The 11,895-nt window shown below is 63.5% G+C and carries 7 protein-coding genes; 6 read left to right on the top strand and 1 reads right to left on the bottom strand.

Annotated elements, in window-relative coordinates:
* Positions 1–38 precede the first annotated feature (38 nt).
* Complete coding sequence (locus ACOQFB_RS01045; RefSeq protein ID WP_421609248.1) at positions 39–1,727, bottom strand: hypothetical protein; 1,689 nt, start codon at positions 1,725–1,727, stop codon at positions 39–41.
* Between the two features lie 129 nt (positions 1,728–1,856).
* Here ACOQFB_RS01045 and ACOQFB_RS01050 point away from each other — a divergent pair, with 129 nt between their 5' ends.
* Genes ACOQFB_RS01050 through ACOQFB_RS01075 form a run of 6 tightly spaced genes read left to right on the top strand, consistent with a single transcriptional unit; the run spans position 1,857 to position 11,849 of the window.
* Positions 1,857–3,362 carry a sigma-54 interaction domain-containing protein gene (locus tag ACOQFB_RS01050; RefSeq protein ID WP_421609249.1) on the top strand — a complete coding sequence of 502 codons (1,506 nt, stop codon included), beginning with the start codon at positions 1,857–1,859 and terminating at the stop codon, positions 3,360–3,362.
* Positions 3,363–3,414: 52 nt separating this feature from the next.
* Complete coding sequence (locus tag ACOQFB_RS01055; protein ID WP_421609250.1) at positions 3,415–6,807, top strand: DEAD/DEAH box helicase family protein; 3,393 nt, start codon at positions 3,415–3,417, stop codon at positions 6,805–6,807.
* 14 nt (positions 6,808–6,821) lie between these two features.
* Complete coding sequence (locus ACOQFB_RS01060; protein WP_421609251.1) at positions 6,822–8,330, top strand: type I restriction-modification system subunit M; 1,509 nt, start codon at positions 6,822–6,824, stop codon at positions 8,328–8,330.
* On the top strand, positions 8,327–9,493 hold the full coding sequence (locus tag ACOQFB_RS01065; protein WP_421609252.1) for a restriction endonuclease subunit S: 1,167 nt from the start codon (positions 8,327–8,329) through the stop codon (positions 9,491–9,493). The genes ACOQFB_RS01060 and ACOQFB_RS01065 overlap by 4 nt, the downstream gene beginning before the upstream one ends.
* Positions 9,490–10,932, top strand: a complete 1,443-nt coding sequence (locus ACOQFB_RS01070; protein WP_421609253.1) for an AAA family ATPase — start codon at positions 9,490–9,492, stop codon at positions 10,930–10,932. Before ACOQFB_RS01065 ends, ACOQFB_RS01070 begins: the two co-directional genes overlap by 4 nt.
* Positions 10,929–11,849: a hypothetical protein gene (locus ACOQFB_RS01075; RefSeq protein ID WP_421609254.1), complete on the top strand. Its 921-nt coding sequence runs from the start codon at positions 10,929–10,931 to the stop codon at positions 11,847–11,849. Before ACOQFB_RS01070 ends, ACOQFB_RS01075 begins: the two co-directional genes overlap by 4 nt.
* The last annotated feature ends 46 nt before the right edge of the window (positions 11,850–11,895 follow it).

Consider the following 11,895-nt stretch of genomic DNA (forward strand, 5'->3'; position numbering starts at 1 on the left):
CTCTCGACCATGGTTGGCAAGCTCCGCAGCATGATTCCTTACGCCGCCTCCCCGCCGCGCGGAAGCGCCACGGTGGCCGCGTCATACGAGGAGTTCGGCAGGGCGATGGGGCTGCTGCGTTCCGCGGCCTCGTCGTGGAGCTCGATGTTGAGCGCCTTCAGCGTGCTCTGCGCCCCGCGCAGCAGCAGGTCGAGCGCCTTCTGCGCCTTTCGGAGCTCGTCGCTGATGCCGTCCGTGTTCTTCCGAATCGCCTCCGCGTGCTTCTCCATCTTCTCGACGCGCGCCAGTTCCCCCTCGATTCGAGCCTCGACGTCGCGGAGCGCGGCGATGTCGCCGGCGTCGCCAGCGGTCCGGGACCGCGCCACGAGAGCCATCCCGACCAGGATCGCGGCGTGCAGATAGGCGTCGCTAGAGGCGTCCTGATCGTCCCACACCACGAGGACGTTGTTGCCGTACCGCGCGAAGCGCGGGAACAGGTCGCTTGCGTGTGAACGCGCCATCACGAACACCCCCGCCCCGGCGTCGCGGTTCTTCCGAGCGGCATCCAGCTCATCGAGAGCCTTCTGTACCGTGTACGTCCCGTCTCGCTTGGCCTCGAACACGACCGCGGCCTGCGCGAACGCGCTCTCGGCCGTGAACCGCAGGACGGCATCCCCCTTCTTGCAGCGCCCGACCCCGGCCGTGGCACCGGTCACATCGAACACGCAGGGCGCGCCCTGGACGGCGGCGCGCACGAACGAGGCGACCGCATCCTCGAACTCGATACCTCCGCGCGTGGACTTCTGGTCCTGAGTCCTCTTCGTCTCGATACGGGCCAGCGCCTCGCGGACCTCCTTCTCGAAGAGCGTCTGCCGCTCGTCCTGTCGCTTTGCGAAGCTGCTCTGCGCGGCAGCCTGGTCCTGAAGGAGCTTGGTCAGGGTGCCCTGCAGCAGGGCCATTGGCGACCCGGGGGCATTCGGGTTGACCGCGGCCAGCACCTCCTGGCGCGCCTGGTTGGTTTCCCGCACGAGCCGGCTCAGCAGCGAGCCCTCGTCATTCGCATCCAGGGCGGCGAGGGCGGCGGAGAGCTGCTTCTCGCGGTCCTCGTCCGCGCCCTTCAGCTCATCGCGCAGGCTCCGAAGGAACCTGGCGACGGCGCCGTCCTCCGCGAGGGGATCCAGGGCGCGAACGAGTTCGTCATGACTCTGCTCCATGACGCCGCGCAGCTGAGTCTCGAGAAGCTTGATGAGGCCGCTGCTGTCCGTCGGGCTGAGCTTCTTGAAGAGGGGACTCGTCTCGCCCACATGGCGTGCGAGAGACTCGGCGAGGACGCTGTTCTGCGGGGCGAGGTACTTGCCGAGGAGGCGCGCCAGGACGCCCTGGTCGGCGACGAAGGAGGTGAGCCGCTGGGTGACCTGGCCGTCGTTCGGGTCGAAGAACCGGGCGAGCACGGTTCCGAGCGTCGTCTTCTGCTGCTCGACGTAGGCGCGGAGCTGGCGGTCGATGTCGGCCAGCAGCGTGGTGCCGACGTCCTTCAGCTTCGACTCTTGAGCGGCGACGTGGGCGTTGTGGAGAGCGCGGAGCCCGATGCTCCACGCATTCGTAGCGAGCTGCTCTCGCTGAGCCTCGTCGAGCTCGTCGAAGAGCGCGATGCTCTCGCGTCGCCGGTCGCGAACGCCGGCGGCGATCTCCTCGCGCGTGCACAGTACGGAAGCCTGGAGCTGCGGGACGGTCGTCGTGCTCGTCATGTTCCGCTCCTGCTGCAGCCGGCGAGCCAACGTCGTACCGACGTAGCTTTGCAGGCGTCCCTGGCGCGCCGGCAGTCGGCCGCAGTAAATTCCCTTGTGTATGAACAAACAAATTTGTATGCTTCCCCAGTGCGACGCATCCTCGTTTCGTGGATCGGAAGAACCGACCTGCGCGCGCCCGGCGAGCAGGAGGTCGTCGGGACCGGACCCATCGCGCAGGCGCTCGAGGCGAAACCCTTCGACGACGTCGTGCTCGTGTCGGACTTCGACGAGCGAACGGTCGCGCCATACCTGAAGTGGCTGCGCGGGCGCACGAAAGCCCGAATCGACGTCCGCTTCGAGAAGCTCAGCGGCCCGACGGAGTTCGGGGAGATCCACGGAGCAGCCGTTCGCGCCGTCGAGCACGCCTTGCGCGAGGGCGGCCGCGACAACTCCTTGGCGTTTCATCTGAGCCCGGGTACGCCCGCGATGGCGGCAGTGTGGATTCTCCTCGGAAAGACGAGGTTCCCGGCCGAGCTGATCGAGTCATCGAAGGAACGAGGCGTCCGCACGGCCTCGGTTCCGTTCGACATCTCCGCGGACTTCATCCCGGACTTGCTGCGGGAGCAGGACGAGCGACTTCGGAAGGCGAGCGCGGCCGAGCCGCCTCCGGCTCCGGAGTTCGACGACATCATCCATCGCAGCCGCGTGATGGCGCGGCTCATCGAGCGGGCGCGGCGCGTCGCCGTTCGGAACGTCCCCGTCCTGATCGAGGGCGAATCCGGAACCGGCAAGGAGATGCTGGCGCGGTCGATCCACCGGGCGAGTCCGCGGCGCGAGCGACCATTCGTCCCGGTGAACTGCGGCGCGATCCCGGCGGAGCTCGTCGAATCCGAGCTGTTCGGGCATGAGAAGGGAGCGTTCACCGACGCGAAGCAGGCCCGCCGCGGGTACTTCGAGGAGGCGGACGGTGGCACGCTCTTCCTCGACGAGCTCGGCGAGCTGCCGGCGAACGCCCAGGTGAAGCTTCTTCGCGTCATCCAGGAGGGCGAAATCGTCCGGCTGGGCTCGACGAAGCCGGTCAAGGTCGATGTCCGGATCGTCGCGGCTACGAATCGAACCCTGACCGACGAGATCGTGGCAGGCCGCTTCCGCGAAGACCTGTTCTACCGGCTTGCCGTCGCCGTCCTGAAGGTCCCACCCCTTCGCGACCGCGCGGGTGACCTCGGGTTTCTCCTGGAACGGCTCCTGGAGCAGGTCAACCGGGAGGCCGCGCAAGAGCCCGGATACAAGCAGAAGTCTCTTTCTGCGGGCGCAAGAAACCTTCTCATGGCGCACACGTGGCCGGGGAACGTCCGGGAAGTTCTCAACACGCTTCGGCGCGCGGCGATTTGGAGTGATGGCACGTCGATTTCGTCCGAAGATGCGCGGGAGGCCATTCTTCCAGCAGCAGGGGCGCGTCGGCATGACGTCCTCGATCGACCCCTCGGGGCCGGGTTCAAGCTTCCGGCATTACTCGGGGAAGTGGCGCGTCACTACTTGGAGCGAGCCGTCGATGAAGCGCGCGGGAACAAGACGAAGGCTGCCGAGCTCGTGGGGCTCCCGAGCTACCAGACGCTCACCAACTGGCTCGCGAAGTACGAGGTGAAGTCGTGATGGCACGCTGCATGAACAGGCCGCCCGCATGGCCGGCCCGGAGCTCGAAGGCATGAAGTCGAGGAACTTCGAGTTCCTGCGGTCGAAGCGCGACGTGCTCGCGGACCTTGCTGCGTTCGCCGAGCGGTACGCTCACGAGGATCCCGCCAGTTCGCTCATCAAGCAGCGAAGCTTCGTCGAGCAAGCGGTGGTGGCGATCTACGAGCAGTACCGCCTTCGACCGCCGTTCTCGGACAACCTGAACGACCTCATGAACGAGGAGTCGTTCCGCCAATCCGTTCCGGACGTGGTGCAGAACAAGCTTCACACGATCCGAAAGGCCGGGAACCACGCTGCGCACCCGCGCCGTCCGATCACGAGTCGCCTTTCGATCGACTGCCTCGGCCAGCTCTTCGACGTCGCTCGGTGGTTCCACGTTCAGATCGACGGCGGAACCCTTGCGTCCATCCAGGGCTTCGTGCCTCCCCCTCCCGAACCCGAGGGCGGTGCAAAGACGAAGGAAGCGCTCGAGAAGCTTCGGCTCGCCGAAGCGAAGTACGAGTCTGTTCTCGCGTCTCTCGAAGAAGAGAAGAAGAAGCGGCTCGAGGCGGAGCGGGCAGCGACCGAGCACGCGACGGAGCTCGCAGCTCTCAAGGAGCAGGGTCAGAAGCTCGCCTCGGTCCTCGAGTTCGACGAAGCGGCGACGAGGCGTCGGCTCATCGATACCGCGCTCATCGCGGCCGGATGGGACGTGGGGGCGAACGGCGCGAACACGGAACTCGTGCGCCAGGAGGTGCCGCTCACCACGATGCCGACGGAGTCGGGTCAGGGCTTCGCGGACTACGTGCTCTACGGTGATGACGGAAAACCGCTCGCCGTCATCGAAGCGAAGAAGACCGCGAAGGACGCACGCGCCGGCGGGGAGCAGGCGCGGATCTACGCCGGCTGTCTCGAACGAGAAACCGGAGTTCGTCCCGTCGTCTTCTTCTCGAACGGCGTCGACATCTTCCTGTGGGACGACGCCCAGGGTTACCCGTACCGAAAGGTGTACGGCTTCTACTCGAAGGACAGCCTCGAGTACCTGACGCACCAGCGGCGCAACAAGCAGCCCCTTGCGACCATCGCACCCAACCTCGCGATCGCCGACCGGATGTACCAGCTCGAGGCCATCAAGCGCGTCTGCGAGAGGTTCTCGGATAACGCTCGCAAAGCGTTGATCGTCCAGGCGACCGGCACCGGCAAGACGCGGGTCGCGATCTCGCTGTGCGACGTGCTCATGCGCGCGGGCTGGGTCAAGCGGATCCTGTTCCTCTGCGACCGTCGCGAGCTGCGGAAGCAAGCCGACCGGGTGTTCAAGGAGTTCATGCCCGGCGAGCCTCGGATCATCGTCGACAGCAGCACCGCGAAGGATCGCGACAAGCGCATCTACCTCGCGACGTATCCCGCGATGATGAAGTGCTTCGAGGACTTTGACGTCGGCTTCTTCGATCTCGTGATCGCGGATGAGTCCCACCGGAGCATCTACAAGAAGTTCCGCACGCTCTTTCAGTACTTCGATGCGCTCGAGGTCGGCCTGACGGCGACGCCCGTCCGGTTCATCGAGCGGAACACGTACGAGCTGTTCGGGTGCGAGGACCGCGATCCGACCTCGCACTTCAGCTTCGACGACGCGGTGAACGCGAAGCCTCCTTTCCTGGTCCCCTTCCGCGTGCGTGCGTTCTCGAGCCAGTTCAGGGAGCGGGGGCTCCGGTATGCGCAGATGAGCGAGGCGCAGCGCGCCGAGCTCGAGGAGCAGGATCCCGAGGCGCAGCAGGTCGACTACGCGCCTGAGGAGCTCGACAAATACGTCTTCAACAAGGACACGACCCGGTTCATCTGGAAGACGCTGATGGACGAGGGCATCCGCGACGCGACGGGAAGCCGAGTCGGCAAGACGATCGTCTTCGCCCGGGGGCACGACCACGCCGTCCACCTCGCGGAGGTGTTCAGCGAGATGTACCCGCAGTATGGCTCCACCTTCTGCCGGGTCATCGACAATCAGGAGCCGAGGGCCGACCAGCTCATCGACGACTTCAAGAACCCCGAGAGCGAGCTGACGATCGCGATCTCGGTCGACATGCTGGACACCGGGATCGACGTACCCGAGGTCGTGAACCTCGTCTTCGCCAAGCCGGTCAAGTCGTACGTCAAGTTCTGGCAGATGATCGGTCGCGGTACCCGGCTATCCAAGAACCTCTTTGGCCCAGGTCGCGACAAGTCGGAGTTCCTCATCTTCGACCACTGGTCGAACTTCTGGTTCTTCGAGCAGGAGTACAAGGAGGCTCAGCCCTCACCGCAGAAGTCGCTGCTTCAGCAGCTCTTCGAGGCGCGGATGGAGCTGGCGCAGGCCGCGCTCGACCGGATGGACCAGGACACGTTCGAGGCGGCGGCCGCTCTCATCATCGGGGACGTGCGTGCCGTTCGCGACACGAACGCGATCGACGCGCGAGACAAGTGGCGGGAACTCGAACTCCTCGCCGACGGCGATCGAGTTCACCACTTCGCGGCCGCGACGAAGTCCGACCTGCTCTCCATCGCGGCGCCCTTGCAGCGGCTCCGCAGCATCCGCGGAGACGAGGACGCGTACCGGTTCGACCTGCTGATGACGAAGCTCGAGCTCGAGCTGGTGCGGGGTGGCCCGAACGCGCCGAGAGTCCTGGATCTCCGCGCTCGGGTCGAGGAAGCCGTCGAGTTGCTCGGGAAGAACCAGAACCCCGTCAAGGCAAAGGCAGACTCGATCAAGAAGGTGCGGGACAAGGAGTTCTGGGCGGCTGTCGAGGTCCATCACCTCGAAGGCGTGCGCCGCGAGCTCCGCGGCGTGATGAAGTACCAGCAGACGCCTCCGTCAACCAGGGTCGCTCCGCAGGTCTTGGACGTGACCGACTCGGAGTTCACCTCGGAGACCTACATTCCGCGTCTCGAGGGACTCGATCTCATCGAGTACAAGCGGAGGGTCGAGTCCGTCCTCGAGCAGCACTTCAAGGACAACCCAGTCATCGAACGGATCAGGGCGGGACAGGCCGTGAGCGAGGCCGAGCTCGAGGCGCTGTCGGATCTTGTCCTGAAGATCGACGACAAGGCGAACGTGAAGTTCCTGGCCGGCCGCGACCCGGAGACGCGCCGATCCCTTCTGACGGTGTTCCGGGGCCTCGTAAAGCTGGATGCGGCAGCGGTCGAGAAGGCGTTCACCGGGTTCGTCGCCAAGCACCCGCGGCTTTCCGCGCAACAACTCCGGTTCCTGCAGGTACTCCAGAACTACATCGCGCAGAACGGCGGAATCGAGATCGAGCGTCTGTACGAGCCACCGTTCACAACCATCCACGCGGAGAGCGTCGATGGCGTCTTCACCACCCCCGAGGACGTCGATGACCTCCTCGGCATTCTGAGTGCGTTCGAGCCGAAGCTGGCGCACTCAGCCACCGCTTAGGACCGTCCCATAGCATGAGCAACCTTACGACTCAGCAGCGCTCCGACATCGATAAGCTCTGGACCGAGTTTTGGACCGGCGGGATCACCAACCCGCTGACCGTCATCGAGCAGATCTCGTTCCTGATGTTCGCCAGGCTCCTCGATGTCATGGAGACCACGGGCGAGCGGAAGGCAGAGCGCACCAAGAAGCCGTTCCAGGGGCGGTTCTCGGGGAAGGACGACCCGCGCCGTTGGAAGAACTTCAAGCAGAAGAAGGCCGAGGAGATGCTCGCGGTGGTGCGGGATCAGGTGTTCCCGCATTTCCGCAAGCTCAACGGAGGCACGACCTTCGGCGAGTACATGCAGGACGCGCAGCTCATGATCCAGAAGCCGAGTCTGCTCGTCTCTGCGGTGAACATGATCGACAAGCTGCCGATCACGGAGGGGGACGCGAAGGGCGACCTCTACGAGTACCTCCTCAGCAAGCTCACGACGGCTGGCATCAACGGTCAGTTCCGGACTCCGCGTCACATCATCCGGTTCATGGTGGAGCTGCTCGACCCGAAACCGACAGAGACGATCGGCGATCCGGCGTGCGGCACCGCAGGTTTCCTCGTCGGCACGATGCAATACCTGCTGGAGAAGTACACGTCACCAAAGGGCAAGCTGAAGGGGGAGAGCGGCGAGACCATCTACACCGGGGATCTTCTCGAGCCCTATCGTGATCACATCCAGAACGGGATGTTCCACGGGTTCGACTTTGACGCGACGATGCTGCGCATCGCTTCGATGAACTTGATGCTGCACGGCGTGGACAACCCGGACATCCACTATCAGGACACGCTCTCCAACTCCTTCCCTGAGAGGTTCCCGAAGCAGGCGAGCGCTGGGTTTGACCTCGTGCTCGCGAACCCGCCATTCAAGGGAAGTCTCGATGAGGGCGATGTTCACCCGACCCTCACTCAGACCGTGAAGACAAAGAAGACGGAACTGCTATTCGTTACATTGATTCTCCGGATGCTCAAGAAAGGCGGTCGCAGCGCAACCATCGTCCCGGACGGTGTCCTGTTCGGTTCGTCGAAGGCGCATACGGCGCTTCGTAAAGTGCTAGTGAAGGAGAACCAGCTCGAGGGCGTTATCTCGCTTCCGTCGGGCGTGTTCAAGCCTTATGCCGGCGTGTCAACGGCTATCCTGGTTTTCGCGAAGGGCGGCGAGACCGATCATGTGTTCTTCTACGACGTCGACGCCGACGGCTTCTCTCTCGACGATAAGCGCGATCCAGTAAAGGAGAACGATCTTCCCGATGCACTCGCGCGCTGGAACAAGAGGAACGCACGAAAGGATATCGACAGGGGTGCTAAGCACTTCATGGTGCCGGTCAGAGAGATCGAAGAACGGGACTTCGATCTGTCGATCAACCGCTACAAGGATGCGAAGCATGACGCTGTCAAGTACGATCCTCCCGCGGAAATCATCGCAAAGCTGCGCACGCTTGAGAAGGAGATCGCGAGCCGTCTTGACGAGTTAGAGGGGATGTTGTGACCACGCTCGCCGATTACTGCGAAGTTACGATGGGGCAGGCGCCGCATGGCGCAACGTACAACACGACCGAAACTGGTCTTCCCCTTATTGCCGGCGCTAGCGATCTTGGGAAGGTCTTTCCTGCGCCCAGTCGCTGGACCAATGCCCCGACGCAGACATGCCGAGAAGGTGATGTTGTCCTATGCATCCGCGCCACAATCGGAGACCGAAATTGGGCGGATCGAGCCTACTGCCTCGGTCGTGGTGTCGCAGGCCTACGTGCAAGGCCAGATAAGCTTGAGCCACGTTACCTGTGGCATTGGCTCGATGCCGCGACGCCGCGGCTCCTGCATGCTGCCCGCGGCGCTACCTTCCTCCAGGTAAACCGCCACGACATCGAGTCGTTACCGTGTTCGCCTCCTCCGTCCATCGCCGAGCAGCGGCGGATCGCGGACATCCTCGACAAGGCCGACGAGATTCGAACGAAACGCAGGGAATCAGCCGCGCTTCTCGCCGATCTGCTTCGTGCCGGGTTCCTGGACGTCTTCGGTGATCCGGTTGCGAACCCGATGACGTGGCCGACGGAAAGCATCGACGAACTCTGTTCGCGCGGAGCAAGTCTCGTTGACGGACCGTTTGGATCATCTCTGAAGCCGGAGCATTACGTCAGCGAAGGCGTGAAGGTGGTTCGGAACTGGAACATCAACGACGATCATTTCGATTCGGGCGAGTTTAAGTACGTTACGGCGAAGAAGTTTGATGAACTTCGCCGGAGCGAAGTGCTCGCTGGCGACGTCCTTATTACGACAAAGGGAACCGTTGGCGATGTCTGCGTCGCGCCCGATCTCGGTGGCCCCTCCGTTCTGTCCGCGAGCGGTACCGTGCGCCTGCGAGTTCCGCCCGACGATTCCTACCTCCCAGAGTTCATTGTTGCGCAGATGACGGTGCCGTCGTTTAAGCGTTACCTGCATACATTTGAGGCGGGAACTGCGCAGCAGTACCTCAATCTGTCCGCCATTCGAAAGATGCGACTCATTCGACCGCCCATGGAGAAGCAGCGAGAGTTCAGTCGCATAAGGGCGGGCGTGCGGTCTGCGGTTCGTCGTGTTGATGCTGCGTTGAGTGCATCCGAGCAACTCTTCCGATCGCTTGTCGCTGAGTTGATCGCCACGAGAGACCGATGATTCGATCGCTTGAACTCGAGAACTTCAAAGGTGTCGCGGGGCGGCAACGCATAGAACTGGCGCCGCTAACGCTCTTGTTCGGTCCGAACAGTGCGGGCAAGAGCACGATTCTACAGGCCTTGCTCTACTTGCAGGAAGTCCTCTCGACCGGTTCCGCCGACATCGACAGAACCGAGCTAGGAGGGCAGGCGGTGGATCTCGGGGGGTTCTCGCGGCTGGTTCATCAGCATGACCTTCGGCGCACCATGCGGCTTCGAGTGGCGTTTGCGACCACGGGTGGGCTGAACCCGTTTCATCATGTCCTAAATCAAGATTATCTCTCCGACCTTGACGACGAGCTTACCGACGCATGGGTGGAGGTCGCTATCGCGGCGGATAGCGGTACTCCGAAGGTTCAGCGGCTTTTAGTCGGTAGCGCTGGCGTTGACGAACCGGTTCTGGAGCTGTGGCCGTCGGGCACGGAAGGTGTAGCTATAGCCGAGCTTCACACCTTGCACCCACTTCTTGACGGCCGTGGCGTATTGGAACGGTTGGGAGACAGAGCATTCCAAGCGCAGGCCGATCGGCTCGGGATTCTAGTCGCCATCCGGGCTGGGACGGTCGTGCCTCCGCTAGACGAATCGATCGCGGTCCAGGACGACTTCGGCCCCACGGAAGAGTCGGTGGAGGCGCGCCACCTCGTGGAGATGCTGAGCGTCGGGGTTCTTCGGCAGCTGGTTCGCCTCCTCAGCCGAACGCTGTACCTGGGTCCGCTCCGCTCGGTTCCGCCGAGATCGTTCCTCTCGGAGCGCAGCAGGAGGCAGTCCGGCTGGGCGGATGGGATGGCTGCGTGGGACGCGCTGCTCGGGGACTCGACCGGCACCCTCGTGTCCGCCACGAATATGTGGCTGACCCGCCTGGGCGCTCGGTGCGAGGTCAGGGTCCAGGACTTGTTCGATCCGAGCGCTGACGCGGCCAGAGCAAGTGATGTGTCGGCCGCGACCGTTCGGAGGCTAGTTCTGAATCTGGAGGGGGCTGACGTCCTGCCTGCCGAGGTCGGTACCGGCATTTCGCAAGTTATCCCGGTGGTCGTGGCGGCGCTCGTAGGGGAGCGGAAGCCGATCGCGCTCATAGAGCAGCCTGAGCTTCACGTTCATCCGGCGCTCCAGGTTGCTCTAGGTGACCTATTCATCGAGAACTGCGGGCCACGGCGTCAATTCATCATCGAAACGCACAGCGAGCACCTCATCCTTCGCATACTCCGTCGGATTCGCGAGACGACAGAGAAGGACCTGCCGGACGAGGCGCCGGAGTTCGACGAGACGAAACTGAGCGTGCTCTACGCTGAAGCCGCGCCCGACGGCGCGCGCGTGCGCCGGCTCCGAGTCGACAACCAAGGAGAGTTCGTAGACAAGTGGCCGAAAGGATTCTTCGCTGAGCGAATGCAGGAGCTTCTGTGATTCACGCGTTCGCGATCGAGCCGAAGGTCGTCGCGGCGTGGGGGCGTCGTGACGAATTTCGGTTCGTCCACGACAAGTTCGGGCTCGGAACTCCCCGGGTCTTGCTCGAGTTGCCGGCGTTCACCGAGTGGAAGAACGCCGTGTATACGGCAGCAAGTGAGCTCGAGCTGTCGGAGAAGGACTGGAAGCGACTCGAAGAGGTGTTTCGACTCTTCTCTGAGCACCGGTGTCGTCGCGGCGATACGGTTTACCGTGAAGTGGTTTCTTGGCTTGAGAACGCGGAGGCTGAATACGCCAGGCGTGCTTTCCGCGCGATCGTGGCTGCGGAGAATCCTCGGCGCCATCGGGCCGTAATTCTCGGTGAGGACCTGGGCCTACCGAAGGCAACGCTATGGGCCTGCGATGTGGGTGCGACGCCAGCCCGAACAGCAGAGGAGTTGGCGGCGTCGATAGCCGCCATGTTGCTGAATTGTCGAGAGTTGCATCTCGTTGATCCGCATTTCGCTCCGGAGACTCCGCGTTACCGCAAGGTCCTAGAGTCGCTGATGGATGTGCTCGCCGCGGCTGGTGTGTTCCCGTCTGTCATCAAGGTGCACTGCGAGGCGAACGCGGAACTGGCGTTCTTTGAGCAGGAGGCGAGCCGGATGGCCCCTCGTCTCCCTCGTGGGTGCACTGTGGAGTTCGTGAGGTGGAAGGAAAAGGAGAACGGCGAGAAGCTTCACAATAGGTACGTGCTAACTGAACTCGGGGGCGTGTCGTTCGGCGTGGGCCTCGACACCGGCAGACAAGGTCAGACTGACGACGTCCTCCTGCTCCCTAAGGCGCAGTACGAGCTGCGCTGGGCTCAGTATGTCAGCGACGATGGCGCGTTCGAACGAGTCGATGCGCCCGTAGCCGTCCGTGGAACCGCGTCTTGAAGTTCTAAGCGCAAACACTTCGCTCGGCGGCTCGGCCGATGGCGAC

The organism is Anaeromyxobacter sp. Red801, assembly GCF_049201065.2.
Classification (GTDB): domain Bacteria; phylum Myxococcota; class Myxococcia; order Myxococcales; family Anaeromyxobacteraceae; genus Anaeromyxobacter.

Coding starts and splice junctions, on each gene's coding strand:
- ACOQFB_RS01055 (WP_421609250.1), top strand. CDS start 3,415: ATGAAGTCGAGGAACTTCGAGTTCCTGCGGTCGAAGCGCGACGTGCTC.
- ACOQFB_RS01045 (WP_421609248.1), bottom strand. CDS start 1,727: ATGACGAGCACGACGACCGTCCCGCAGCTCCAGGCTTCCGTACTGTGC.
- ACOQFB_RS01060 (WP_421609251.1), top strand. CDS start 6,822: ATGAGCAACCTTACGACTCAGCAGCGCTCCGACATCGATAAGCTCTGG.
- ACOQFB_RS01070 (WP_421609253.1), top strand. CDS start 9,490: ATGATTCGATCGCTTGAACTCGAGAACTTCAAAGGTGTCGCGGGGCGG.